At 58.0% G+C, this 26,516-nt stretch carries 18 protein-coding genes and 1 pseudogene; 12 read left to right on the forward strand and 7 right to left on the reverse strand.

Features of this window, described 5'->3' with window-relative positions; all coding sequences use genetic code 11:
* Window positions 1–4: 4 nt before the first annotated feature.
* Together LLF79_RS16035 and LLF79_RS16040 are read right to left on the reverse strand one after the other, a co-directional pair.
* Window positions 5–1,333, reverse strand: coding sequence for a PTS sugar transporter subunit IIC (locus tag LLF79_RS16035; protein ID WP_025910681.1), 1,329 nt, complete (start codon window positions 1,331–1,333; stop codon window positions 5–7).
* Window positions 1,334–1,344: 11 nt separating this feature from the next.
* Window positions 1,345–1,659: a PTS sugar transporter subunit IIB gene (locus LLF79_RS16040; RefSeq protein ID WP_008500132.1), complete on the reverse strand. Its 315-nt coding sequence runs from the start codon at window positions 1,657–1,659 to the stop codon at window positions 1,345–1,347.
* A 293-nt stretch (window positions 1,660–1,952) separates the two neighbouring features.
* Between LLF79_RS16040 and LLF79_RS16045 the strand changes: the two genes are divergently transcribed.
* Complete coding sequence (locus tag LLF79_RS16045) at window positions 1,953–2,903, forward strand: LacI family DNA-binding transcriptional regulator (protein WP_023293714.1); 951 nt, start codon at window positions 1,953–1,955, stop codon at window positions 2,901–2,903.
* Between the two features lie 50 nt (window positions 2,904–2,953).
* Here the strand turns inward: LLF79_RS16045 and LLF79_RS16050 are convergent, their stop codons facing one another.
* Complete coding sequence (locus tag LLF79_RS16050; protein WP_021242704.1) at window positions 2,954–3,250, reverse strand: YicS family protein; 297 nt, start codon at window positions 3,248–3,250, stop codon at window positions 2,954–2,956.
* A 141-nt stretch (window positions 3,251–3,391) separates the two neighbouring features.
* On the opposite strand from LLF79_RS16050, the gene LLF79_RS16055 reads away from it, so the two are divergent.
* The 11 genes and pseudogenes from LLF79_RS16055 (at window position 3,392) to LLF79_RS16100 (ending at window position 22,838) form a co-directional block, all read left to right on the forward strand.
* The gene (locus LLF79_RS16055; protein ID WP_008500129.1) at window positions 3,392–3,811 is read left to right on the forward strand and encodes a GNAT family N-acetyltransferase; all 420 of its coding nucleotides are present in this window, start codon (window positions 3,392–3,394) and stop codon (window positions 3,809–3,811) included.
* Between the two features lie 147 nt (window positions 3,812–3,958).
* The gene (gene nlpA, locus LLF79_RS16060; RefSeq protein WP_008500128.1) at window positions 3,959–4,759 is read left to right on the forward strand and encodes a lipoprotein NlpA; all 801 of its coding nucleotides are present in this window, start codon (window positions 3,959–3,961) and stop codon (window positions 4,757–4,759) included.
* Between the two features lie 123 nt (window positions 4,760–4,882).
* On the forward strand, window positions 4,883–5,662 hold the full coding sequence (locus LLF79_RS16065; RefSeq protein ID WP_227879873.1) for an MBL fold metallo-hydrolase: 780 nt from the start codon (window positions 4,883–4,885) through the stop codon (window positions 5,660–5,662).
* A 26-nt stretch (window positions 5,663–5,688) separates the two neighbouring features.
* Complete coding sequence (locus tag LLF79_RS16070; RefSeq protein WP_227879874.1) at window positions 5,689–6,642, forward strand: GlxA family transcriptional regulator; 954 nt, start codon at window positions 5,689–5,691, stop codon at window positions 6,640–6,642.
* Between the two features lie 182 nt (window positions 6,643–6,824).
* The gene (locus tag LLF79_RS16075; RefSeq protein WP_227879922.1) at window positions 6,825–8,522 is read left to right on the forward strand and encodes a ShlB/FhaC/HecB family hemolysin secretion/activation protein; all 1,698 of its coding nucleotides are present in this window, start codon (window positions 6,825–6,827) and stop codon (window positions 8,520–8,522) included.
* Between the two features lie 95 nt (window positions 8,523–8,617).
* Window positions 8,618–9,346: pseudogene (locus LLF79_RS27080) on the forward strand (filamentous hemagglutinin N-terminal domain-containing protein); the annotation flags it as partial.
* A 468-nt stretch (window positions 9,347–9,814) separates the two neighbouring features.
* On the forward strand, window positions 9,815–20,788 hold the full coding sequence (locus tag LLF79_RS16080; protein WP_375542347.1) for a hemagglutinin repeat-containing protein: 10,974 nt from the start codon (window positions 9,815–9,817) through the stop codon (window positions 20,786–20,788).
* Entirely contained in the window at window positions 20,785–21,018 is a 234-nt protein-coding gene (locus LLF79_RS16085) for a hypothetical protein (RefSeq protein ID WP_045414814.1), read from the forward strand. Before LLF79_RS16080 ends, LLF79_RS16085 begins: the two co-directional genes overlap by 4 nt.
* A 345-nt stretch (window positions 21,019–21,363) precedes the next feature.
* Window positions 21,364–21,732: a hypothetical protein gene (locus tag LLF79_RS16090; RefSeq protein ID WP_045414816.1), complete on the forward strand. Its 369-nt coding sequence runs from the start codon at window positions 21,364–21,366 to the stop codon at window positions 21,730–21,732.
* 366 nt (window positions 21,733–22,098) lie between these two features.
* Window positions 22,099–22,245, forward strand: coding sequence for a hypothetical protein (locus tag LLF79_RS16095; protein ID WP_193148956.1), 147 nt, complete (start codon window positions 22,099–22,101; stop codon window positions 22,243–22,245).
* A gap of 137 nt (window positions 22,246–22,382) precedes the next feature.
* Complete coding sequence (locus LLF79_RS16100; protein ID WP_039267095.1) at window positions 22,383–22,838, forward strand: hypothetical protein; 456 nt, start codon at window positions 22,383–22,385, stop codon at window positions 22,836–22,838.
* A gap of 38 nt (window positions 22,839–22,876) precedes the next feature.
* Here the strand turns inward: LLF79_RS16100 and LLF79_RS16105 are convergent, their stop codons facing one another.
* The 4 genes from LLF79_RS16105 to LLF79_RS16120 all read right to left on the reverse strand — a co-directional run bounded on the left by LLF79_RS16105 (window position 22,877) and on the right by LLF79_RS16120 (window position 26,408).
* Window positions 22,877–23,965, reverse strand: coding sequence for an AAA family ATPase (locus LLF79_RS16105; protein ID WP_046091941.1), 1,089 nt, complete (start codon window positions 23,963–23,965; stop codon window positions 22,877–22,879).
* 145 nt (window positions 23,966–24,110) lie between these two features.
* The gene (locus LLF79_RS16110) at window positions 24,111–25,070 is read right to left on the reverse strand and encodes a DUF523 and DUF1722 domain-containing protein (protein ID WP_008500118.1); all 960 of its coding nucleotides are present in this window, start codon (window positions 25,068–25,070) and stop codon (window positions 24,111–24,113) included.
* A 102-nt stretch (window positions 25,071–25,172) separates the two neighbouring features.
* On the reverse strand, window positions 25,173–25,583 hold the full coding sequence (gene uraH, locus LLF79_RS16115; RefSeq protein WP_227879877.1) for a hydroxyisourate hydrolase: 411 nt from the start codon (window positions 25,581–25,583) through the stop codon (window positions 25,173–25,175).
* Window positions 25,584–25,682: 99 nt separating this feature from the next.
* The gene (locus tag LLF79_RS16120) at window positions 25,683–26,408 is read right to left on the reverse strand and encodes a MerR family transcriptional regulator (protein ID WP_008500116.1); all 726 of its coding nucleotides are present in this window, start codon (window positions 26,406–26,408) and stop codon (window positions 25,683–25,685) included.
* Window positions 26,409–26,516 lie beyond the last annotated feature (108 nt).

Below are 26,516 nucleotides of genomic sequence, written 5' to 3' on the forward strand. Positions count from 1 at the left end.
TGACTTAATTGCTTGTGGCTTCAGCGGCACCCACGGTTGCAGCCTGGGCTTTCTGCTCTTCGTTTTTAATCAGCGTACGCTCATAGGCGCGCAGGAACGGCAGGTACATCAGCGCCGACATCACCATGCAGACGAGGCACATCACCACCGGGCTCAGCGCCCAGTTCGCCGCCCACGAGGCGCCAATCGGCGCGGGCGTAGTCCACGGGGTTAACGAGACCACCTGTGCCAGCCAGCCGAGCTTCGTGGCGCCGTACGCCAGGCAGGCGTTGACCAGCGGAACGAACACGAACGGGATAAACAGCATCGGGTTCATGATGATCGGCGCGCCGAACAGAATGGGTTCATTGATGTTAAAGAAGCTTGGCACCACGCCCATTTTGCCGATGGTGCGCAGGTGGGTAACGCGGCTACGCAGCAGCAGGAAGGCCAGCGGCAGGGTGGAACCGACGCCGCCAATCAGCAGGTAGTGATCCCAGAAACCTTGCAGATAAACGTGCGGCAGCGCCGCGCCTGCGGCCAATGCCGCCTGGTTTGCCGAGAGGTTCGCCATCCAGAACGGGTTCATGATGCCGGTAACAATCAGCGAGCCGTGGATACCCGCGAACCAGAAGATCTGGCACAGCAGCACGGAGAGCAGAATGGCGGGCAGGGAGTCAGACGCGGACACCAGCGGCTCCAGCAGGTGCATGATCGCCTGCGGGATAATCATCCCGGTCTGCGCTTCAATGAACAGGTTCAGCGGGTGCAGCGTGCCGATCACCACCATCACCGGGATCAGGATCTCAAACGAACGCGCCACGCCGGTGGGCACTTCCTTCGGCAGGCGGATGGTGACGTTGTTCTGCTTCAGCCAGGCGTACACGCGGGTTGAGTAAATGGCGGCGATCAGCGCGGTGAAGATGCCCTGGCCGGAGAGGTACTGGGTTGAGATTTTGCCGTCGGCATACGGCGCGGCGACCAGCAGGAAGGCCATAAAGGCCAGCAGGCCGGACATCACCGGGTCGAGGTTAAACTGACGCCCCAGGCTCGCCCCAATCCCTACCGAGATGAAGAAGGTCATCACGCCCATGCTGAGGTTAAACGGCAGCATCAGCTGTTCGCGGTAGGTCTGGGAGAAATCCAGCCAGCCGCGGGCGAAGCTGTTAGTGGTATCCGCCGAGAACGGCGGGAAGATGAACACCAGCATAAACGAGCCGATGATCATAAACGGCAGCGCGGCGGTAAAGCCGTCGCGGATGGCAATCACGTACTTTTGCTGACCGAGCTTCGCGGCCAGCGGGGTAATTGACTGCTCAATCACCGCAACCATGGATTGATATAACGAACTCATGTGAACACCTTTTAGTGTGCCGCTTCGATGAGCGACAGAGCAAAGTCCAGTACTTTATCGCCACGCTGCATGCCGTAGTCCATCATGTCGATGGGCTGCACCGGAATGCCATGCGTCGCCGCCTTGTCTGAGAGTGTCTGTAACATGTATTTCACTTGCGGTCCGAGAAGTACCACCTGGTATTGCGGAAACTGCGTATCAAATTCGGAAACACCGTACGCATCAATCTTCACTGGCAAACCACGTTCTTTCGCGACATCGACCATTTTGCTGACCAACAGGCTGGTGGACATCCCGGCAGAGCAGCACAGCATAATCTTGAACATCGACAACCATCCTCTAAATGTAAAAAGTTATTGCGAGGATGATTGGACATTATACGGAAACCGGTTTCCATTCATAAAAGACAGAACTGTGACAACCATCAAGATCCAATACTTATGAGGCTAATTAACCGGATGCAGGTCACATAATTTGGCTGTTTTGACATCATTTGGAGTGGAAACGGAAAATCGGTTTCCATGAAAAACGGAAACGGATATACTCCGCTCTGGCTATAATGTGAGCCGAAGCGGTCATGGAATTTGCAGGCGCGAGGTAAGCCTGCCAGGGGAAAGAGATGTCGACAATCAATGATGTATCACGTCTTGCCGGGGTGTCTAAAGCCACGGTATCGCGGGTGTTGAGTGGGTCGCGTGGCGTAAAGGAAGCCAGCCGTCAGGCCGTTCTGAAGGCAGTGGATGAGCTTAACTACCGGCCTAATGTGATTGCCCAGTCGCTGCTGAGCCAGTCTACGGGCTGTATCGGGGTGATTTGCGCCCAGGAAAACATTAACCAGACCACCGGTTATCTCTACGCGCTGGAAAAACAGCTCAGCCAGCATCAAAAACACCTGCTGCTGCGTTTCGCGCACAGCAAAGCGGAAGTGATGCACGCTCTTGAGGAACTCTCCTGCGGGCTTTGCGATGACATCCTGGTGATTGGCGCGCGTTTCCCGCTGGACGTCGACATGGACAACGTCATTCTGGTGGACTGCATGGAGTCTGATAATTCCAACAGCATCCAGTTCGATCACGCCTTTGCCGCCGAAACCGCCTGTAACTACCTGACCAGCCAGGGGCGACGCCAGATTGCCCTGATCCATCCGCACGGCAGCGGTTTTGCTGACCAGGTGCTGCTCGGCTACAAGCACGCGCTGGAGAAAAATTTCCTGCCCTTTAATCGCAACCTTGTGTTCATGGACGCGACCTCGTCGTCCGTTGCGCTACAGGAGCTGCTGAATAACGCCAGCACGCTGAACTTCAACGCGCTGCTGGTGGCGGACGAGCAGGAAGCCCAGCGGGTGATCCCGCAGCTGCAGGCGTTTAATAAATCCGTGCCGGACGACATTATGGTCTTTAGCCTGGCCGGATCGCTGCACCTGCCGGGTATTCCGGTGATCCCGGCGATTGAATATTCTATGGATGCGATGGCGGCGCGTATCGTGAGCTGGCTGACGGAGAAAACGCAGATGCTGGGTTCGTATGTGCTGCGCGGGGATTTGATCATTCCAGACGTGCGTAAGCGTTAAAAATATTGTGTAGGCCGGGTAAGGCGCAGCCGCCACCCGGCAAGCAGCATTCAATAATCTTCCATACAATCCACCTGACCAATCGCCGCCCAGTAGGCGTCCAGGTTGTCACGCTTCACGGCGGTAACGGCATTTTTGATCAGCAGCTGATTGGCCTCTGACGACAAAATCATCGCCTGCCAGGCCTTATCGCTCTGCTTTTTCTGTGGCGTACAGGTTTTCTTAATATCTTTCAGGACCTGTTGCTTAATCTGCGCCTCTTTCGCCGGATCGTCCTTTTCCTGAGCGTGGACAAACGCGGCGAACAGCAGACAAACCAGCAGGCAGACAAGGTGTGCAGCTTTCATCAACAACCCCCTTTTGACGTCACAGGCTTCCCATGAAATATATCGTTACATTCAGTGTAGCGACGCCAGCCGAAAGTATGAATTTTCTCCACGTTGCGTGTGTGAGATAGTGAAACGGCACAGATAACAAGGAGAAAAAATATGCACCTGAGCATTACTCATGCGGTTACGGCGCAGGAAAAAGAAGAGTTACTCACGGGTCTGAGAGCCTACAATGCGCAGTTTCTGGATCTCTCCACATTCAGCGGGGATATTGGCGTTTACGTGCGGGACGACATCGGCACCATGCTCGGCGGGCTCATTGGGGTGCGTAAAGGCGACTGGCTGAATATCGACTTTCTCTGGGTGAGCGATGCCGTGCGCGGATCCGGCGTGGGCAGCCAGCTCATCAAAACGGCGGAAGATGAAGCCAGACGCAAAGGCTGCAAGCACGCGCTGGTGGATACCGTCAGCTTCCAGGCGCGTCCGTTCTATGAAAAACAGGGGTACCAGCTGCAGATGTCTTTGCAGGATTATCCGTACCCGGGCATGCAGCGACATTACCTGGCGAAAGCCCTTTAAGATCTGAATCCGCAGGCCGGGTAAGCGCAGCGCCACCCGGCCATACCCGCATATAACTTATCCTTCTTATTGATTCTTTTTCGGTTTTTATTTCACCGCCTCGTTGTCGATATAGTCACTACAACATTCAGCAAAAGGAACTGTCTTGTGAAACGTCGATTGGGTGCTCTGGTACTGGCTGGCCTGCTGCTGGCAGGGTGCGATCAAAGTGGCAGCGATGCCAAACACATTAAAGTCGGCGTCATCAACGGCGCCGAACAGGACGTGGCGGAAGTTGCCAAAAAGGTGGCAAAAGAGAAATATGGCCTGGACGTGGAGCTGGTGGGCTTCAGCGGCTCGCTGTTGCCTAACGATGCCACCAACCAGGGGGAACTGGATGCCAACGTCTTCCAGCATCGCCCGTTCCTTGCAGAGGATAACAAGGCGCATGGCTACAAGCTGGTGGCCGTGGCGAACACCTTTGTTTTCCCGATGGCTGGCTATTCCCGCAAAATCAAATCCGTGTCTGACCTGAAGGACGGCGCAACCATTGCCATTCCAAACGACCCGACCAACCTTGGCCGCGCGCTGTTGCTGCTGCAAAAAGAGAAGCTCATCACCCTGAAGCCAGATACCGGGCTGCTGCCGACGGCGCTGGATATTACCGCCAACCCTAAGCAGCTGAAAATCATGGAGCTGGAAGGGGCGCAGCTGCCGCGCGTGCTGGACGACCCGAAAGTGGATGTCGCCATCATCAGCACCACCTATATTCAGCAAACCGGGCTGTCGCCGGTGCATGACAGCGTCTTTATCGAAGACAAAAATTCGCCGTACGTGAACATCGTGGTGACGCGCGAAGACAACAAAGACGCGGAGAACGTGAAGGAATTTATCCAGTCGTATCAGTCCCCTGAAGTAGCGAAAGCAGCGGAGACGATCTTTAACGGCGGGGCGGTGCCGGGCTGGTAAAAGCACCTGCATAAAGCACGGTGACGTAAATTGGCCCGATTTCATCGGTAATCGCTCTTTAACCCACAGCGTGACGCGCGACGGCTGGCTATCCTCCTTATCACACCAACCGGAGGATAGCCCATGAACATCACCCACATTCGCAACGCCACCCAGCTGATTACCTATGCCGGAAAACGTCTTTTAGTCGACCCGATGCTGGCCCCACAGGGCGCTTATCCGGGCTTCCCTGGCACGGCTCATGCCGAACGCCGCAACCCGACGGTCGAACTCCCCGTTGACGTCAACGCGCTGCTGGACGCCGACGCGGTGATCGTCACCCATACCCATGACGATCACTGGGATCGCGCCGCGGCGGAACTGATCGCCAAAGACAAACCCATTTACGTACAAAATGACCGCGACGCCGCGCTGCTGCGCAGCCAGGGATTTAGCAACCTGACGGTCATGACCGACGAGACCACTTTCGGCGAGATTCGAATTGCGAAGACCCACGGCGGCCAGCACGGTACCGATCGCGCATACGCGGTGCCCGAACTGGCGGAGCGGCTGGGCGAGGCCTGTGGCGTGGTGCTGCGTCATCCTGATGAGAAGACGCTCTATATTGCCGGGGATACCGTCTGGCGTGACGAGGTGGCGGCCGATCTGCAAAAGCACCAGCCGGACGTGGTGGTGCTGAACGCTGGCTATGCCCACGTCATTGGTTTTGGGCCCATTATTATGGGGCAGGAGGATGTGCTCAACGTTCATTTCCTGCTGCCGCAGGCCAACATTGTGGCGAGCCATATGGAGGCCATTAACCACTGTCTGTTAACCCGCAGCGCGCTGCGGGAGTACGTTGAAGCCAACCAGGTGAGTGACGCGGTGAGCATTCCCCAGGATGGCGAAACCGTTATATTCTGAGTGTCTGAAAGGGAAAGGAGAGACAGATGTCGCTAATCAACGTCGCGATTGTCGCGGTAGACGGGTTCAGCCCGTTCCACTACTCCGTTCCCTGCATTCTGTTTGGGGACTCGGTCTCCGGAAAAAAGCGCTTTAACGTGACGTTCTGCGCCGAAACGCCAGGGTTTCTCACCTCAAAAGACGGATTTGCTCTCAACGCCACGCAGGATTTTACCGCCATTGGGCAGGCCGATATTGTTGTCGTTCCTTACTGGCAGCACGTTCTTGAACGCCCACCACAGGCGCTGCTCGACAGCCTGGTACAGGCGAGAGACCGCGGCGCAGAAATCGTCGGGCTGTGTCTGGGGGCGTTTGTGCTGGCCTGGGCGGGGATCCTCGACGGCAAACGCGCGGCCACCCACTGGGAGTTCGAACGTCAATTTCAGTCGCTCTTCCCGAACGTTCAGCTGGATATTAATGCCCTTTACGTGGATGACGGCAATATCATTACCTCTGCCGGGACTGCCGCCGCGCTGGACTGCTGCCTGTATATCATTCGCCAGCGCTTTGGCAGCGTGGTTGCTAACCAGATTGCCCGCCGGATGATTGTTCCGCCCCACCGCGAGGGCGGGCAGGCGCAGTTCATCGCCCAGCCGGTGCCTAAAGATACCCGCGACGGACGCATTAACTGCCTGATCGACTACCTGCAGCAGCACATCACCGAACAACATAGTCTGGACTCGCTGGCTGAGGTGGTCTCGATGAGCCGCCGCACCCTGACCCGTCATTTTGTTAACGCGACGGGGATGAGCGTCACCGACTGGCTGACCGCCGAACGCCTGCGGCGCAGCCAGATCTTACTGGAAGCCGGAAATATGCCGATTGAACGCGTGGCTGAGCTGGTGGGATTTAATTCCGCCGTCACCTGGCGACAGCAGTTTAAGGCGCGTTTTGGGGTGAGTCCGGCGGAGTGGCGAAAGACGTTTCGGCTTCATGCCTAGTGTATTACGGCTAACTCAAGATTTAAGGGTGAGTTAAATCCTTTCTTATTTTCTCTTAATATCCTTCTCACTCTTCTGAAAGAACTATTAATTTTAGGTGCCCTAATTCAAATTAGATATACTCGCTTTAGGAAAACTCTTATATTACAAAAATAATCATTGCGGACATTTTTGTGGCATGGATGAATAGCGCCGAAATAAAAATTAGAATAATTTCATTAGTAAATTATGCTGTTGCTATCTTATTGTTTTCGCTTTTTTCAGCGAGGGTGAGTGCTGCACCTTTATCGCCGGCCGATCGCGATTCCATTCAACAGCAACAGCAGCAGCTTTTATTACAGAACCAGCAACAGCGTGAGGAGCTGGAGCGGAGTATTCCTCGCACCGCGCCCGCCAGACCGCTGCCTGTTTCCGGCTCCGGACCCTGTTTCACCATTCATACCATTACCCTTTCCGGTGCGACCTTAATCTCCCCGAAAACCCGGCAGACCCTTGTCGCGCCGTGGCAGGGCCGCTGTCTGGATATGGCGAAAATAACGGAACTTCTCGCCCATATTTCTGACTGGTATATCAGCCGGGGATATATCACCAGCCGCGCTTTTCTTACCGAGCAGGATCTCTCCGGCGGTCAGCTGAATATTGTTGTGCTGGAAGGCAGACTGGAAGCGATCCGTCTGGAAGGCGAAACGCCGCGCATGCTCAAAATGGCGTTTCCGGGACGGGTGGGCGGCATCCTTAATTTACGCGACATCGAACAGGGCATGGAGCAAATTAACCGTTTGCGTACCGAGCCGGTTCAGATTGAAATTCTTCCGGGAACGCAGGCCGGATATTCCATTGTTAATCTTACGGCAAAGCCGGAATTTCCCTTAAGTGCATCGGTAAGCCTGGATAATAGCGGGCAGAAGAGTACCGGCGAAGATCAGCTGAGCGGCGTGCTCACCGCGAATAATATGCTGGGGCTGGCGGATAAATGGTTTGTCAGCGGCGGGCGCAGCAGCGATTTTGCCAGCGCGTACGATGCGCAGAATTTCCAGGCGGGCGTCAGCGTGCCGTTTGGCTACGGATTACTGGACTACAGCTACGCCTGGAGTAACTACCGGACCACCATCAGTAACCAGGGATTCAACTGGCTCTCCACGGGCGATACCAAAACCCACCGCCTTAACGCGTCCTGGGTGGTCTTCCGCAACGGGGAGGTGAAAACCGGCATTGCGGCAGGCGTGGTTCAGCGATCCAGCCGCAACTGGCTCAACGACGCGCCGCTTCAGAGCAGCACGCGCAACCTCTCCAGCCTGATTCTGGGCATTACGCACACGCAAAAAATGCTGGGCGGCGTGGCGACCTTCAACCCGACCTGGAGCCACGGCATGCCGTGGTTCAATGCCGAAACCGACGAAGATAAGTCCGGGGATATGCCGCGCGCGGAATTCCGTAAATGGAGCCTGAACGCCAGCTTCCAGCGTCCGATAGCCCGTAACGCCTGGTGGCTGACCAGCGCCTACGGCCAGTGGTCGCCCGACCGGCTGTACGGCTCCGAGCGCCTGACGCTCGGCGGCGAAAGCTCCGTGCGCGGTTTTAAAGAGCAGTACCTGTCCGGGGACAACGGCGGCTACTGGCGCAACGAGCTGGGATATTCCCTCTTCACCCTTCCGGTGATTGGCGCGGTGAGCGCAACGGTCGCCGTTGACGGCGGCTGGCTGGAAAAAGACCGTCAGGACCGCTTTGCCTCCGGCACGTTGTGGGGCGCTTCGGTGGGACTGAACAGCGCAGGGCGCGGGTACAGCAGCCAGATTTCGGTCGGTACGCCCCTGCACTACCCCGACTGGCTCGGCCCGGATCATGTGAGCGTTAACTGGCGCATTGCCTTCATGCTTTAAGAGACTCTACGACTATGGATACCCGTCACCCACCCGTTCGTTTCTCGCAGCGTCTGATCAGCTGGATTGTCTGCGGTTTGATGGTCTGGCAGCCGATGGCACCTGCCGTCGCGGCGGCGCTGACGCCGACCGGGCAGACCACGGTCGATCGGGCGGGGAACGGGGTGCCGGTCGTCAACATCGCCACGCCCAACGGGGCGGGTATCTCGCATAACCAGTTCGGTGAGTATAACGTCGGCAAAGAGGGGCTTATCCTCAACAACGGCACGGACCGTTTAACCCAGACCCAGCTGGGCGGGCTTATCCAGAACAACCCCAACCTGCAGGCCGGGCGGGAAGCGAAAGGCATTATCAACGAAGTCACGGGCGCCAGCCGCTCGCAGCTGCAGGGCTATACGGAAGTCGCCGGTAAAGCAGCAAACGTCATGGTGGCCAACCCGTACGGCATTACCTGTAACGGGTGCGGATTTATCAACACCCCGAACGTCACCCTGACCACGGGGAAACCGCAGTTCGACGCCAGCGGTAACCTGCAGGCGCTGGAGGTGACGAAAGGCGCCATCACGGTTGAAGGCCAGGGGCTGGATGCCAGCAAGAGCGACGCGCTGTCGATTATTGCGCGCGCGACGGAAGTGAACGCCGCGATACATGCGAACGACCTGACGGTGACGGCAGGAGCGAACCGCGTGGGCACGGACGGCAGCGTCAGGCCGATTGCCGGTGAGGGTGCCGCGCCCGTGGTGGCCGTGGATACCGGCGCGCTCGGCGGGATGTATGCGAACCGTATCCGCCTGGTCTCCAGCGAGACGGGTGTAGGGGTGAACCTCGGCAACCTCACCGCGCGCCAGGGCGATATTCAGCTGGACGCGGGCGGGAAACTGACGGTCACGAACAGCGTGGCCAGCGGCTCGATTACCGCGAACGGCGCGGGAGTGGTCCTCAACGGCAGCCATCAGGCCGGGGGCGCGCTGAATGTGGCCAGCTCGCAGGATGTGGAACTCAATAACAGCACGCTCGCCAGCCAGGGCGATATGCGCCTTTCCGCTGCGGGGAAAGTGCAGACGACGGGCGGCGGGACAAACAGCGCGGGCGCGCTGTCGGTGAGCAGCGGGCAGGCGATGACGCTCAGCAATACCTCCCTGGTCTCCCGCGGCGCGGCGACGCTGGACAGTAAAGCTACCCTGACCGTCAACGGCGGCGGCGTGTCGGCACAGGGCGGGGCGCTAACCGTCACGAGCAAACAGGGAATGGCGCTTGCGGATGCGACGCTGACAGGCCAGGCCGACACCACGCTGTCCACCGACGGCAGCCTGACGCAGCGCGGCGGCAGCGTCACCAGCAAAGGCGCGCTCAGCGTGGCGGCCGGGAAAGATATCACGCTGACGAATACCCGCAGCGGTAGCGATACCCGCGCGACCCTCAGCAGCGGCGGCACGCTGTCATCCACGGCCAGTGCGGTCTCGGCAGGAGAGAATCTGGCCCTGAGTGGCGGACAGCTGGTGATGGACGGCCAGAGCCGGGCCGATGCCACGGGCGATGTCCGCCTGACGGGCAGCGCCGTCAGTAATCAGGGGCAGGTGAATGCGGGGCGTGACATTGCCCTCTCCGGCGACAGGGTGTCCAGCAGCGGCCAGCTGGCAGCGAAAGGCCACCTTGACGTGAACGCAGGAGAGCTGACAAACGGCGGCACGGTGCAGGGTAACGACGTTACCCTGAAGGGGCAGACGGTCACTAACAGCGGTACTCTGCAGAGCGCCGGCAACCTGGCGCTAAGCGCCGGTACCCTGGAGCAGCGGGGCACGCTGAGCGCGAAAGGCAATGCAAACGTCACGGCGCAGCAGACCCTGCGTAACAGCGGCAGCCTGCTGGCTGACGGGGCGATGAGCGTGACGGCAGACGTGCTGGAACAGAATGGCACCCTGTCCGGCGCGACGGCGCTGACGGCGCAGACCGGCACCCTGACCAGCGGTCAGGCGTCCCGTACCACCAGTCAGGGTAATGTTCAGATTACCGCGACCCGCAGCGCCAGCCTGAACGGGCAGACGGACGCGGCGGGGGCCTTAACCGTCAGCACCGGCGACCTGACCACCGGCCAGGATGCGCATCTGCAGAGCGGGCAGGGGCTTACCCTGCAGGCGCAGAATGCCGCGCTGAACGGCACGCAGGCGGCGAAAGGCGCTCTGTCGGTGACGGCGGGCACCCTTGCGCACGCCGGGAAATCCACCGGTAACGCGCTGAGTTTTAACGCGACCGGCGACCTGACCAGCGGCGGAGAGCTTACCGCCAGCGCCATTGCGCTCAGCGGACAGAACATCCTCCAGTCCGGCGTCGCAAAAGCGGATCGCATGACCCTGACGGCTCCTGAACGCATCACCAACAGCGGTACGCTGGTTGCCGGTACGCTGGCGCTGGACGCTGCCTCGGTGGAGAACAGCGGACTGCTGCAGGGGACCACCCTGCTCGGCCTGAAGACCGGTTTACTCACAAACCTCGCGGGCGGATCGGTCTACAGCACGCAGGATTTAACGCTGAACCTTCCGGTGCTGTCTAACAGCGGGCTTATCACCACCGACGGCACGCTGCGCCTCCGGGGCGACACGCTGACAAACCAGGGTGAAATCAACGGCGTCAGCCTGAGCAGCGACTACCTCAGCCTGACCAACACCGATACCGGACGCCTGCTGGCGGACGACCGGCTCACCCTGAACGGCACTGCGTTTGCTAACGCGGGCAATATTGCGGCCAGCGACCTGCACATCACGGCGGACAGCCTGCAAAACCAGGGCACCGTCGAGGGGGACTCGGCGCTGACGCTCGGCGTGGCAGACCTCACTAACCGTGGCGCGCTGCGCAGCAGCGGAACGCTGACGCTCGGTGGCGACACGCTGGCCAACAGCGGCGAGCTCAGCGCCACCACGCTGCTGCTGAACCTGACCCGACAGGCCAGCAACGATGCCGACGGGCGGGTGATTGCCCGGAACGGCCTGACGCTGACCACCGCCAGCCTGACGAACAGCGGGCTGATGGCCGGCACCGACGCGCAGTTTAACAGCGCGTCGGTGACCAACGGCGGCACGCTGCAGGGGACACATTCCCTCACGGCGACCGGGACACAGCTCAGCAACCAGCAGGCGGGCATGCTGCTCTCCGGCGGCGCGCTCGACCTGCACCACACCACCCTGAACAACGCCGGGCTGCTGCAGGGCAACACCCTGAACCTGGCCACCGGTGAGTGGATGAATACCGGTAACGCGCTGGGGGAAGCGGGCGTGACGGCGGCGGTAACCGGCACGCTGACCAACAGCGGTAAGGTGCTCAGCCAGCAGGCGCTGGACGTCCAGGCCGACAGGACCGATAACCGGGGCCAGCTGCTGGCGAAAGTGCTGACCCTGCGGGGCGACCTGCAGAACAGCGGCCTGCTTCAGGGCAGCAGCACGCTGGCCTGGTCCGGGAACACCTTCACGAACCAGCCTCAGGGCCAGGTTACGGGCGGCGAGACCCTGACGCTCAGCGGACAAACCCTCAGCAACGCGGGCAGCCTTCAGGGGCGCAGCGCGACGCTTGACGCCGGGAGCCTGAATAACCAGGGCAGCGTTCAGACGCTGGATGCCCTGACCCTTTCCACGACCGGCAGGCTGGATAACACGGGTGCCCTGCTCAGCCAGAATCTGTTCACGCTGACGGCGGCGCAGCTGTTCAACGACGGCCAGCTGGCCGGGAAAGCCCTCACGGTGAAGGCTGCGCAGCTGAACAACACCGGGATTCTTCAGGGTAACGACACGCTGGCGCTGACCACCCGCGCGCTGAGCAACGGTGCCACCGGTCAGCTGGTGAGCGGCAATCCTCTGAACGTATCCCTCGACACGCTCGATAACGCCGGCCTGCTGCTGGTGAAGGGCGGGTTCACCCTGCGGGGCAGCGACCTGACGAACCGTGGCGATATTCAGGCGCAGAGCCTGGATTTGGGCCTGAGCAATGCCCTGACCAACACGGGGAACATCGTTGCCACCGACGATGCCGCGCTTAACGCGACGACGCTGAACAGCAGCGGCACGGTGGCGGGCAAAACGCTGACAGCAGGCGGTACTGAGCTGCGCAACAGCGGCCTGATGCAGGGCAGCAACGCGGTTAACGCCACCGCCGACCGCTTTATCAACGAGCTGAACGGTAAATGGCTCTCCGGCGGCGGCTTCACGCTGGCGGGCGGACAGCTGACGAACGCCGGTACGCTGCAGGGCGCCACGCTGGGCATGACCGGCACCACCCTCACCAACAGCGGCACGGTGAACGGGCAGACGGGACTCAGCGGCACGCTCAGCGGGGCGTTAACGAATACCGGGCTGCTGCAGAGCGGCGGCACGACCGCCTTCACCGCGGACACCCTGGCGAACCCGGGGCGCATCACGGGCGGTACGCTGTCCCTCACTGCCCGCGATATGAACAACGGCGGGCTGATGCAGGGAACGAACGGCCTGGCGCTCACCGGCACCACGCTGACCACGGGCGCGACCTCGCGCACCCTCTCCGGCGGCATGCTGACGCTGGATGCAGGCCAGCTGACCACGCAGGGCACGCTGCAGGGGAACGGTGCAGACATCCGCGCCAGCGACTGGACGCACGGCGGGTCTCTGCTCAGCCAGGGAGCGCTGACGGCCACGACCGGCGGCACGCTGACCTCAACCGGCTCGCTGATGAGCCAGGGCCGGGCAGATATCACCGCACAGACGCTGGATAACCGCGGGCAGCTCCTCAGCGAGGGCGAGGTGACGCTCGGCGGCAGCACCCTAAAAAACAGCGGCACCGTGCAGGGGAACACCCTCGCGGTGCATCAGAGCAGCATTAACAACCAGGGCACCTTAACCGGTCTGCAGAGCCTGACCGTTCAGGGGCAGCAGCGGCTGATGGCGCGCATGGCGATGGCCGCGCCGCAGCAGGAGCTGATCAACGGCGCAGGCGGCAAGCTTCTTACCCAGGGCGCGCTGACGATTGCGTCCGGCGCGGTGACCAACGCCGGCAGCTGGCAGGCACAGAACATCCTGCTTAACGCCCGGTCGCTCACCAACAGCGGCGCGGTGCAGAGCGCCGACGCGCTGCAGATGACGCTGGCCGATACGCTCACCGGAACCGCAGGCAGCAGGATCACCGCGCTGGGTGCGGCGACGCTGCAGGCCGCGACGCTGGCGAACCAGGGTCAGTGGGCGGCGAAAAACCTGACGCTGACGGGCGGCACGCTCAGCAACAGCGGCGCCATCAGCGGCGTGAATGGCCTGACCCTCAGCCAGACCGGCGCGGTCAGCCAGCAGTCTGGCGGCACCCTGCTGTCCGGCGGGGCGCTGAACGTCACGGCGGCCTCCGTCACCAGCGACGGCAAAATGCAGGGGGGCACGCTCGGCATCACCACCGGGGCGCTCACCAACAACGGACGTCTGCAGGGCGATAACGGCGCGACGCTGGCCCTCAGCGGGACGCTGACCAACAACAGCGGAGGCGAAATCGTCAGCCGCGATGCGCTGACGCTGACCACGCCCGCGCTGTTTAACTACGGCCTGATCCAGGGCGGCGGCGAGACGCGCGTGACCGCCTCCTCGCAGGCGCGTAACGACGGCAGGCTGCTCTCCGGCGCGCGCCTGACGCTCGGCACGCCGCAGTTCACCGGCACCGGCTGGCTGCAGGCCACTGACCTGATACTCAATGCGGCAAACGCCACCAACGGCGGCACGTGGGTGGCCGATCGCGCCACCCTGACCGGCACCAATTTCGCCAGCCAGGGCACCACCCAGGCGGGACAGCTGACGGTTAACTACAGCCAGCTGAACAACAGCGGCACGCTGCTCGGCAACACGCAGCTGAATATTGGCGCGGACCAGGTAACCCAGAGCGCGGGCGGCAAGCTGCTGAGCGGCGGCAACCTGTGGCTGCAGAGCCGGGGGCTGGACCTGACCGGCCAGCTGGTGTCCCTGGGGGACTTAACGCTGCAGCTGACGAACGCGTTTACCAGCAGAACCGCCGTGGCGGCAGGCAGAACCCTCACCATCAACAGCGGCGGCGACATTGATAACCGCAGCGTGCTGCAGGGGCAGGCGGTCAACCTGAACGCGGGCGGGCAGCTCAGCAACAACGGACAAATCACCACCGGCGGCGGCGCGAGTACGCTCTCCGGCAGCAGCGTGGCGCTGAACGCCGCGGGCTCGGTGCAGGGCGGGGGCGATATCACCGTGGCCAGCCGGAGCAACATTACCGTGGACGGCTTCACCGGCACGCGCGGCTCGCTGACCCTGAGCGCGCCGGGCGCCATCGTCAACACCGCGCTGTTGTACGCGGCGAATAATCTGGCGCTGTTTGCCGACAGCATCACCAACCAGCGCGGCGACATCATGGCGGGAAACAACCTGTGGATGCAGCGAGATGCGGCGGGAAATGCGAACAGCCAGGTGGTGAACACGTCGGGGAATATTGAGACGCAGAATGGTGATATTACGATCAAGACGGCGTATTTGCGTAATGAAGCAGAGGGTCTGGTCGTCAATCAGCGTGAGCAGCAATACCCGGATGCCATTCCGAAGCAATCACCTTATTTGCATGGTTCCTATTACGGTAAGCAGAAACCCGATATCGAAATCAGTCTGGAAGAGTGGAAGCACAATGGCACTAACGTGGTGTTTGACGAATATGAAGAATGTCGGGCAGGTGGGGGCAATAACAGCGGGCAGTGTACACGTGGGATTGTATATCGTCTTCTCGGTGAAGATATTAGAAAATTTATCCTCAGCGAGTCAGTTGTAGAGGCTTCTGCTACAGGAGGTGCGGCTCGTATCACCGCTGGACGTGATATCACTGTTAATGCCGGAACCCTGGATAACCGCGCAAGTAATATTCTGGCGGGGCGTAATATCTCCCTTTCTGGTGGGACATTAAACAATTTCTCAGCCGAAGCCGGTCGACGTATTACCTACGTGCAGGCAGAGTATCATTGCGAGTGGTTTTTCTCAGATTGTGCTGACCCTAAATGGACACCGTTGTCGTCATACGGGGAGGGTAAATGGTACTGGTGGGATGATGACCAGCGAAAGTATCGTAGCTGGGTACCCTATAAACTAGGCGAACAAAAAACGGAATATACTGGTGAAAGTAGTACTTATCGCGCCGTCATCCAGGCGGGCGGTAACGTTACCGCAAACTTCACCAGTAACATCAGCAACACCAATACCACTGCGAACGCGGGCGGCGTTAGTAACGTTATCTCCACGCCGTCGCTGAACACCCTCAGCAACCAGAGCGTCGGCAGCGGCGTACAAAAACAGGGGCTGAGCAATACCGGCACCGTGGCGGTGAACTCGCCGCAGTGGAACGATCAGCTCCAGGGTGCGCTGCAGCAGCTTAACGGCGGCGGCGCGCTGGAAAACGGCGGCGCGTCCGGCACGCCTCTCAGCAACATTGGCACCACGCAGAAAGGCAACGCGAACCTCGGCCAGCTGGGCGCACTGGCGAACGCCGGGGTCACCACCGCCGATCTCAGAACCGCTCAGGGCGGCGCCGTCGGGCATTACCAGGGCCAGCGCGTCGATACCAGCGCTTACCCGCTTCCGTCGGGCAACAACGGCTATTTTGTCTTCTCCGACAACCCGAAAAGCCCGTACCTGATCAGCATCAACCCGAAACTGAACGGTCTCGGACAGCTTGATCCCGCCCTGTTTGCCGACCTGAACGCAATGCTCGGGGTCAAACCGTCGTCCACTGCACCGCAGGAGACGCGGCTGGCGTTTACCGACGAGAAGCAGTTCCTCGGCTCGTCCTATATGCTCGGCCGCCTCAACCTGAACCCGGATTACGATTACCGCTTCCTCGGTGATGCGGCGTTCGATACCCGCTATGTCTCCAACGTGGTGCTCAACCAGACCGGTAACCGCTACCTGAATGGCATCGGTTCCGATCTGGATCAGATGCGCTATCTGATGGACAACGCCGCGGCGGCGCAGCAGTCGCTGGGCCTGCAGTTTGGCGTCTCGCTGACCGCCGATCAGATTGCCGCGCTCGACCACAGCCTGCTGTGGTGGGAGAAAGCCACCGTCAACGGTGAAACCGTGATGGTGCCGAAACTCTACCTGTCACCGAAGGACGTCACCGTCAATAACGGCAGCGTAATCGCGGGCAACAACGTCACCCTGAAGGGCGGCGACATCACCAACAACGGCAGCTCGCTGCTGGCGAAAAACAGCCTGACGCTCGACAGCCAGAACAGCATCAGCAACCTCAACAACGGCCTGATGAAAGCGGGCGGCGACCTGAACCTGAGCGCCATTGGCGATATCAATAACATCAGCTCCACCATCAGCGGCAAAACGGTCGCGCTGGAGAGCCTGGACGGCAGCATCAACAACCTGACCCAGGTTGAGCAGATTGATATCAACGCCGGAGGGAAGTACGGCAAGATCGGCCTGAAAGACACCCTGCTGGGCAACACGGCGTCTATTACCGCGCAGGATGGCCTGTCGCTTGAGGCGGGGAAAAACATCACCGTTACCGGGGCGAACCTGGCCTCCGGCGGCGATATGCTGCTGAACGCGTGGGGCGATATTGCCGTCAACGCGAATCAGATCAACGACGCATTCAGCTCCAGCCGGGCGAAAACCAGCCGTTCGTCCGTCACGTATCAGGGCAGTAACGTCACCGCGGGCGGCAACCTGCTGGTGAACGCCGGGCACAACCTTGACGTGACCGCCAGCGACCTGAAGGCGGGCGGCAGCGCGGGGCTGAGTGCGGGCAACGATCTCAATCTGAACGCGGCACAGACCAGAGAAAGCAGCCGTAAAGGGAAAAGCGAGTCCCATAGCACCGGGCTCGACCGCACCACGATTTCCGCAGGCGATAACCTGGTGCTGAAGGCCGGGCAGGATATCAACGCGCAGGCCGCCGCGCTGGCGGCGGAGAAAAGCGTCGGGCTGCAGGCGGGTCGCGACGTGAATCTGGCGGCGGAAGAGACCACGCAGGGCGATAGCTATAAGTCAGGCAAGAAAACCGTCATCAACGAATCGGTACGCCAGCAGGGAACCGAGATCGCCAGCGGGGCGAATACCCAGATCCTCGCCGGGCGCGATGTCACCACCGAAGCCGCGCAGGTAACGGCGAAGGGCGATATCGGCGTGGCGGCGGTCCGCGACGTCAATCTCAATACCGCGACCGAAAGCGATTATCACTACAAAGAGCAGACCAAAACCAAAAAAGGGTTCCTGAGCAAGAAAACCACCCACACCATCGAGGAGAACAGCGCGACGCGTGAATCCGGCTCATTGCTGAGCGGCGATAACGTGCAGGTGGTGGCAGGCAATAACCTGCTGGTGAACGGTTCCGCCGTGGCGGGCGACGGCGACGTGAAGCTTAAGGCGGGCAACAACGTCGATATCGTGGCTGCGACGAACAGCGATACCTCCTGGCGCTTTAAGGAAGAGAAAAAATCCGGCCTGATGGGCTCGGGCGGGATTGGTTTCACCATCGGCAGCAGCAAAAGCACGCACGATCTTCGTGAGAAAGGCACCACCCAGAGTCAGAGCTTCAGTACGGTGGGCTCGACGGGGGGTAACGTCGCGATTTCTGCAGGAAACCAGGCCCACATCGGCGGCGCGGATCTTATCGCTGGGAAAGATTTAAGCCTCAGCGGCGACAGCGTCATCATCGAGCCGGGGCACGACAAGCGCACCCGGGATGAAACCTTCGAGCAGAAGAAAAGCGGGCTCACCGTGGCGCTCTCCGGCACCGTCGGTAGCGCTATTAACAATGCCGTGAGCGCGGCGCAGGAGACCAAAGAGCAAAGTGATGGCCGTCTGAAAGCCCTTCAGGCCACCAAAACGGTGCTGTCCGGCGTGCAGGCCGGGCAGGCTGCGGATATGGCGGCAACCACCGGCGACCCGAACGCAATGGGTGTGAGCCTCTCGCTGACGACCCAGAAGTCGAAATCACAGCAGCATGCTGAGAGTGATGCGGTGGCAGGCAGCACGCTGAACGCAGGCAACAATCTTGCCATCACCGCGAACGGCAAAAACAAAGGTGCGAACAGCGGCGACATCGTGATTGCGGGTAGCCAGCTGAAAGCCGGGGGCGACACCACGCTGGATGCACAGAACGACATTCTGCTGTCCGGCGCGGCGAATACCCAAAAAACCAGCGGCAAGAACAGCAGCAGCGGTGGCGGTATTGGGGTAAGCATCGGTGCCGGAGGCAACGGCGCGGGTATCAGCGTGTTTGCCAACGTTAACGCCGCGCACGGCAAGGATAAAGGCAACGGTACCGACTGGACCGAAACCACCATCGACAGCGGCAAAAACGTCACCCTAAAAAGCGGGCACGACACCGTGCTTGATGGCGCCCAGGTTAACGGCAATAAAATCGTGGCAGACGTTGGTCACGACCTGCTGATGCGCAGCCAGCAGAACAACAGCGACTACGACAGCAAGCAGACCAGCGTTGCTGCGGGGGGCAGCTTCACCTTCGGCACCATGTCCGGTTCAGGCTATATCAACGCCAGCCAGGACAAGATGAAGAGCCGCTTTGATTCCGTGGCCGAACAAACCGGGCTGTATGCTGGGGACGGCGGCTTCGATATCACCGTGGGGCATCACACCCAGCTTGATGGCGCGGTTATCGCCTCTACCGCCACACCGGACAAAAACAGCCTCGATACCGGGACGCTGGGCTTCAGCGATATCCACAACGAAGCGGACTTTAAAACCTCGCACTCCGGTATCAGCCTGAGCGGCGGCGGCAGCTTCGGGGATAAATTCCAGGGCAACCTGCCGGGCGGCATGATCTCCGCTGCGGGTAACAAAGGTCATAAGGAAGGCACCACGCAGGCCGCGGTGGCAGAGGGCTCCCTCACTATCCGCGACAAGGCAAACCAGAAGCAGGACGTGGCCGATCTGAGCCGCGACACCGAACATGCCAACGACAGCATCAGCCCGATCTTCGACAAGGAGAAAGAGCAGAACCGTCTGAACGCAGTTGGGATGATCAGCGACATTGGCAGCCAGGTGGCGGATATTGCCAGGACGCAGGGTGATCTTAACGGGCTGAAGGCGGCCCAGAAAGAAACCGGCGCAACACTTCCCGCAAACGCGACAGAGAAACAGCGCCAGGATTATCTGGCGAAACTGCGAGATACCCAGGCATACAAAGACGTGATGGTGACGTACGGAACCGGCAGCGCCATGCAGCGCGGCATCCAGGCGGCCACAGCAGCACTGCAGGGACTGGCGGGCGGCAATATCGGAGGGGCGCTGGCGGGCGCGTCAGCACCGGAGCTGGCGAACATCATCGGCCATCATGCAGGCATTGATGACGATACGGCGGCAAAAGCGATTGCCCATGCCATCCTCGGCGGCGTAACCGCAGCCCTTCAGGGCAACAGTGCCGCAGCGGGCGCTGTGGGAGCCGCATCCGGCGAACTGATTGCGACAGCTATCGCCAGACAGTTCTATCCCGATACTGACCCGTCGAAGCTGACGGAAGAGCAGAAGCAAACCGTGAGTACGCTGGCATCTGTTTCAGCGGGCATAGCTGGCGGGATTGCCGGGGGAAATACGGCTGGTGCGGCGACTGGGGCCAGTGCAGGGAAAAATAGTGCTGAGAATAACAACCTTGCCAGCGTTCTGGCAGCTGCAAATGCTGTAAAACCGGGAACGACAGAAAAATGGCAGGCAGAGCAGCAGGCCGCGATTAAAGAAGCCTGCAGCGGAGGTACACCGGTATCCTGCCAGATGGCGATGGCGGCTGTGGGAACAGTGATGTCCGGAGGCATTCTTCCTGAAGCAATGGTCATTTCTGGTGTCATCAGTGCTGGAGCTGTGGGTGGTGTTGATTATGTGATGAATGGTTCCGTTGATCCTAAAAACGTTATTGCTGCCTACTGGAGCGGTGCTTTAACCCGTTATACTGGATTTGAATCAACAGTTCTTATCAATGCTGGTAGCAGCGCCATCGTAAGCTACCTGGATGGAAAAAATCCATTCCTTTACGGAACTATCGGTGGTTTGGGTGGAGCAATTGGTTATGGAGTAGGTAATAAATTAATAGAACCGATATTGGGTGACGTTGTTAACCCCATGTGGAAATCTTTACAGTGGGAGGATATTGGATATGGTATATCTCAGCCTTATCGATTGAGTCCAGTGCCTGGGATTGTTGGAGCTGCAGGCGGCGGCGTTGCAGGTGAAGTATTTAATGTGGTGGTAGACCCATCTACTCCTGCTAATAACAAGAATGGAGCAGCAAAATGAACGAAAAAAGATGGCTGATGTCTTTTATTTTGATTTTGCTGACGCTGATCTTAACAATGGATATTATTGCTTTGCTAACTTATTTTTTTGCAAAGGCCTATCTCTATTTCATTCGTAATATCCCTGTTGAGATAAGTCTTTTTGAGTTAGTGAGGATTATTAAGGGCGCATCATTGGGTGGGATTATTGTTGGTATAGGTTGCTGGTATATTTCTTTTAAAAAATACTAGTTGTTGCTGAGAGTAAGTTTTTAAGCTGAAATGAGGAAAAACCTTTCGATAAAGAAATGGCAGTCTGTCTTAAATCTGGCGAGGGATAGTCGCGGTATCCAGTGCTTATAATCGGCTAAATTACATATTAATGTTAGCGTGAATCTTCTGAAGAATTCTGTCCGAGAAATATAATTGGAATATTTTCGGTGGGCTCAGCGCGGTGAGTCGATTATGATCCTGTAAAAGATATCCATATGAATGATAGAGATTATACAAAGGGGCAGGAAATGGTGTTAAGCAAGTAATACTATTTGAGATAATGGAAAAAGCATTAAGGCTTAAATAAATGAACAGGTAGATCTCATGAGTTTATTCGAAGAGTGTAAAGAGGCTCTTAGTGCTGATTTCACTATCATTGATAAAGAAGAAGAGCGAGTAACTACTATTCTGGAAGGGTATCCCTTTGTTAGCAGAAACATATCTTGGTCTGAAATAAGCTTTAGAGACTTTGAAACAAGTGATGAGTTACTCTGTCAATCCTGGCTAAAAAATGAAAATGTTTATGTCATTGCAGACGATGCAAATATACCTATATTCAGAACAAATTTAAGATTAGTGCTTGAAAATATTTATGATGTCGCGGCATTGTCACCAAAAATATTCATTTTTAATGAAGGCATGATTCTACAACCATTATTTCCATCCGATGCACTACGGCTCGGGGCGAGATAGCGGCGTGGTACCGCAAACCAATTACCAGCGATAGCAGGTGCTACGGGAGGCGGTTATCTATCTGAAAGACATGGAAAAGTAGTCGAGAGTTATGCCAGGGGAAACTGAAAATGAAAAAAATGATTTTTTCCTTTCTTATTTTTTTTACTTATGGGTTTCGTCACTATTTTAGCCGGATGTGTTTTAGTTTCGGTGTTTAGCAGATTCCCGGTTTTATTGATAGAAGGACATTGGCCTTCTTATTCGTCTGCTAATTTCCTGGATGACTTTAACTTTAGCCTTTTTAATGGGGTTGTTTTTGGTTCGCTCATGTTTATTGTGAATTTATTCTTGAAAATGAAAAAATACAAATCATAGGACTTGGTTGTGGTTGAGAATCAGTTTTTGGGTGATAAGTACATCACAACCTTCACTGCAAAATACGCAAGTGAGAAGGCTGAGGCCGAGAAATATCAGCTTCTGTCTGAACTGAAAAAGCAGGACGCAGATGAGCAAAAACAATCGCTTAATTGATTTTGGTTAGTATAAAATATCGCACTAAGCAGGATTGAAGAAAGTTTTTACAGTATTTGCTGAGTCATTTCTCTCTAAACCTAACGGCTCTAACAGTCCCGACCTCATATCCTGGCCCTTCAAAAAGGACTAATTAAATGATTTATCTGCTATTAGGAATTGCGCTGTTCGCATTTTTCATCGGAACTGTCGTGTTTGTCCGTTTTAGTAAAGTGACGGGAAGAAGCGTTCAGTCACCTCTTACCACGATGTTTTTCTTTGATGCGCTCTTTTTTGGTCTGGGTAGTAAGCGAGACATGAACATCGCGGCATGTTCATTTATCGTCTTTCTAGTCAGTATCTGGGGATTAACTTATTTAAAGTTAAGCACTCATTTTTGGGGAAGTCGCGAAAGTTATTTTGGTTTTGCGATCGCCGGAATTTTATTTCTGATTATGCATTGCCGCTATTGTGCAAAAAATGTCGTTATCAAAAATGATGGCCTGGCCCCCATGAGAGAGTTGATTAATATCCGGCGATCCGGCCTTACCAGCCCCTTTATATGGTTAAGCAGGGCCGGGTATCTGGGGTTCTTTATTGGCATGCTTCACTGAAGCGAGATGCGAAAAAACAGCCTCCGTGCCCATTGAGACTACCCCAGCCTCTCCACCCTCGTTTCCCCCTCAACCATCGACAGCTGATACAGCGAAAACGATCTCTGCTTCTCAATCAACGTCGCCAGCTCCGGCGAGTGGCTGGTGAGCCAGATCTGCGAGTAGCGGCTGGCCTCGGCGATTAAGCTCGCCAGGGCGGGCAGCATCTGCGGGTGCAGGCTGTTTTCCGGTTCGTTCAACGCGATAAACGCCGGTGGGCGCGGGCTGAGCAGCGCTACCGCCAGGCACAGAAAGCGCAGGGTGCCGTCGGAGAACTCTGCCGGTTCCAGCGGCCTGCTCAATCCCTCGCGCTGCATCATCATGCGAAAACGTCCGCCGGTGTTGTCGCTGTAAAACACGCAGCCGGGGAAGGCCTGGTCGAGGATGCGCATCAGCAGCAGCTCGTCGCCAATCTCCACAATGGTCTGAAACGCCGCCGCGAGATTGGCGCCGTCGCTGGCCAGCACCGGGGAGCGGAAACCGACCTGCGGGGCGCGCATCGCCGAGCCGATTGATACAGAAAACTCATGATAAAAGCGCCAGTTACGCAGGGACTCGCGCATCTGCGACACTTCCGGGTAAAGGTGCGGTTCGCCGAGCTGGCCGAATACCGATTCGTTCTCGTACAGCGTGCCGCTGTGGGTCACTTTCTCGTGATGCACGTTATTCAGAAACACCGCCTGATTCCTGCGCTTCATCAGCTGTGACGAAGGTCGACGGTGCTGGCCGCTCAGCCAGAGAGACTCTTCTTTGATCACCGGGTCGAGCTGAAACTGCGAGGGATAGGGCAGCTTCTCCACAAACCCGACCTGCAGCTCGTATTCGTAGCTCTCTGTTTCCACCGCGAGGTTCATCCGCCGCAGCTGGTCGCTGCGGGTTTTGCCTGCCCAGAACACCTTCAGAATGCCGCCCTCGTTCGCCAGCGCCTGGGAAAACTGCCCCTGCGCGGCGCTGTGCATCAGGTGTATCGCCTTGTAGATATTTGATTTTCCGGTCCCGTTCGGCCCAAAAACAATGTTGAGCTGCTCCAGCTCCAGCGACATCTCGCGGATGGAGCGGTAATTTTGAATGTGCAGGGTGTGGATCACAGGCAGGCCCCTTTCGCAGAATAAGCCTGTATATAATCACAGTCTTTGAGATGAAATGCAAAAAAGAGACGACAGTGAGGATGTCGTCTAAACGGGGTACTGCTTTGGGCCTCTACGGGTCAATGGGGCCTTCGCATTTTTTTCATCACTTGACTGCCAGACGCAGACCCAAATCATCAGGATAGGGATCAAAGTAGTTTTGCGTCATCAGATACCGGTCGGGGTATTCGGCCAGGTAGTGCTTCAGCAGCGTGATCGGGGCGAGGATAGGCAACTGTCCGTTGCGATAATGCAGGATCACGTCGCGCAGTTCGCCGCGCTGGCGGGTGTTCAGCTGGTTACGAAAATACCCCTGAATATGCATCAGCACGTTGGTGTGATTCTTACGCGAAGCGGGTTTTTTCAGGATGGTCATCAGCTTTTCCCGGTACGCCACGAAGAAAGCGTCCAGGTCTTCCCACTCGTGCAGCGAGGCAACGAACGGGCCGATTTCACGGTAACCCGCCTGATGGTGCGCCAGCAGCTGGAGTTTGTAACGGCTGTGGAAGTCCAGCAGCGCGCGGCGCGTAAGGCCATTTTTACGCAGCGTGTTGAGTTCGTGCAGGGCAAAAACACGTTCGACAAAGTTTTCACGCAGCACCGGATCGTGCAGACGTCCATCCTCTTCCACGGGCAGCCACGGCCAGGTTTCAAGGAGGGCGGCGGTGAACAGCCCGACCCCCTCCTTGCGGCCCCGGTTGCCGTTTTCATCATACAGCCGCACGCGTTCCATGCCGCAGCTTGGGGATTTAGCGCAGACGATAAACCCGGCGAGATCGCCGATTTTCGGCAAAAAATCTGCCGTAAAGTCCGCCATTTTCTGCGTAACGTCTTCGTGAGGCGCGTGGCTAAAGCGCATCTGCGTTTCACCGCTGGTGGTCATAATCAAACGCAGCGCAGGGCGAGGCGTCGGCAGGCCGATGGCCATTTCCGGACAGACGGGCCTGAAGTTCACCCACTGGGCCAGCTCATCCATGACGAAGCTCATACGCTTGTGTCCGCCGTCAAAGCGAACGGCGGATCCGGTCAAACATCCGCTAATACCGAGCACAGGTTTCGTTGTCATGGTGTGGTCCTCCCGTTCATATAATTAAAACTTACACAACATGACTAATTTGTCCAAGTATTCGCGGAACTATTTTTTTTATTCCTTTAGAATCAATGCGTCTTAGCTGCCCTTATAGGTCGAGTAACCGTACTGGCTCAGCAGAAGCGGGATGTGCAGCTTCTCGTTGGTGCGCGTCACGGTAAACAGCACCGGGATCTCCGGGAAGAAGGAGTCCAGCTTTTTGCCGTGGAAGTACTCAGCCGTTTTGAAGGTCACTTTATACACGCCAGGCTGCATGTCCTGATCCTGCGGATAAAGCGATTTGATGCGTCCGTCATGGTCGGTTTTACCGCTGGCAATCGGGGTCCATTTGTCCTGCTGCTGCTTCTCCAGCGTAACGCTCACGTCTGATGGCGGCATCCCGGTTTGCTGGTCGAGAATGTGGACGCTCAGCGTACCGGCAGGGGCGCTAAAGGCGGCGGGGGCAAAGGCTATTGAGGCCAGGATCAGCAGAGGGACAGTTTTTTTCATGGTGTTTTCCTGTGGAGTTATTCGTCACAGGAAAACGTTAGCATTTGCGGCGCGGGAAAATATTCAACTTTTCGTGAAGATTCCCGCAGAAGAAAATGATCAGAGGATAATCACTTCAAGCGATACCTGCTGCTGCCACTGCTCCACCTGCTTTTTCCGCCCGGCGGTGAGTTTACCGCTGGTGACCAGCAGCCATTTTCGCTCCGGGAAAATGTCCGGAGCCAGGGCGTCTGGCGGAACTGGCAGAATGTCGATGCGGTGGCCCTGCCCGGTGCGCGTTAGGGCTTCGAGCCAGATCTCGCACGGGTCGTTCAGGTGCCAGCCGCTAAGCAGAATATTATCGCCCGGCGCTTTTTTATCGCCTTCGAGGCAAAACGAGGTATAGGCGATGATGATGCCGTCGAGGATCGCGCGCAGGGTCATGGCGGCGGCCACGTTAGCCGAGACCTGGCGGCGCAGCGGGCGCAGCACGTTCGCGACCAGCTCCGGCCTTGGGTACTCGCGCCCGGCGTCGTAAATCATCTGGCGCAGGGACTCGACTTTGCCGTCCTGCAGGCGTTGCAGCATGTTCTGCTGCAGGGTTTGCCAGTTGTTGGTTCGGCCCGGCGTCGGGCGTTCCAGCAGCGGTTTGACCTGGCCGATCGGGACGCCTTTTTTTACCCAGTCGAGGATTTTGAGCGCCTGCTGGACGTCCTCATCGCTGTACTGGCGATGGCCGCCTTCCGTGCGCTGTGGCTTGAGTAAACCGTAGCGACGCTGCCACGCCCGCAGGGTGGTGGCGGTGATGCCGCTGAGTCTGGCGAATTCGCCGATGGAGTAAGCCATGTCCGTGTCCAGAGTGGAGGAATACTCTCAATATACTACGAATTTTCCCGAAGGGGATGAAGCGCCGAAACGGTGCACTACACTTAACATCCAACCGTGCAAATGAAA

The sequence above is a fragment of the Enterobacter cloacae complex sp. 2021EL-01169 genome (assembly GCF_020733125.1).
GTDB lineage: Bacteria > Pseudomonadota > Gammaproteobacteria > Enterobacterales > Enterobacteriaceae > Enterobacter > Enterobacter roggenkampii.

What these genes read in the sequence shown, in the direction of transcription:
- LLF79_RS16070 (WP_227879874.1), top strand. Translation starts at nt 5,689, where the DNA reads ATGTCGCTAATCAACGTCGCGATTGTCGCGGTAGACGGGTTCAGCCCG.
- LLF79_RS16120 (WP_008500116.1), bottom strand. Translation starts at nt 26,408, where the DNA reads ATGGCTTACTCCATCGGCGAATTCGCCAGACTCAGCGGCATCACCGCC.
- uraH (WP_227879877.1), bottom strand. Translation starts at nt 25,583, where the DNA reads ATGAAAAAAACTGTCCCTCTGCTGATCCTGGCCTCAATAGCCTTTGCC.
- LLF79_RS16035 (WP_025910681.1), bottom strand. Translation starts at nt 1,333, where the DNA reads ATGAGTTCGTTATATCAATCCATGGTTGCGGTGATTGAGCAGTCAATT.
- LLF79_RS16045 (WP_023293714.1), top strand. Translation starts at nt 1,953, where the DNA reads ATGTCGACAATCAATGATGTATCACGTCTTGCCGGGGTGTCTAAAGCC.
- LLF79_RS16040 (WP_008500132.1), bottom strand. Translation starts at nt 1,659, where the DNA reads ATGTTCAAGATTATGCTGTGCTGCTCTGCCGGGATGTCCACCAGCCTG.
- LLF79_RS16110 (WP_008500118.1), bottom strand. Translation starts at nt 25,070, where the DNA reads ATGACAACGAAACCTGTGCTCGGTATTAGCGGATGTTTGACCGGATCC.
- LLF79_RS16065 (WP_227879873.1), top strand. Translation starts at nt 4,883, where the DNA reads ATGAACATCACCCACATTCGCAACGCCACCCAGCTGATTACCTATGCC.
- LLF79_RS16055 (WP_008500129.1), top strand. Translation starts at nt 3,392, where the DNA reads ATGCACCTGAGCATTACTCATGCGGTTACGGCGCAGGAAAAAGAAGAG.
- LLF79_RS16090 (WP_045414816.1), top strand. Translation starts at nt 21,364, where the DNA reads ATGAGTTTATTCGAAGAGTGTAAAGAGGCTCTTAGTGCTGATTTCACT.
- LLF79_RS16100 (WP_039267095.1), top strand. Translation starts at nt 22,383, where the DNA reads ATGATTTATCTGCTATTAGGAATTGCGCTGTTCGCATTTTTCATCGGA.
- LLF79_RS16050 (WP_021242704.1), bottom strand. Translation starts at nt 3,250, where the DNA reads ATGAAAGCTGCACACCTTGTCTGCCTGCTGGTTTGTCTGCTGTTCGCC.
- LLF79_RS16085 (WP_045414814.1), top strand. Translation starts at nt 20,785, where the DNA reads ATGAACGAAAAAAGATGGCTGATGTCTTTTATTTTGATTTTGCTGACG.
- LLF79_RS16075 (WP_227879922.1), top strand. Translation starts at nt 6,825, where the DNA reads ATGAATAGCGCCGAAATAAAAATTAGAATAATTTCATTAGTAAATTAT.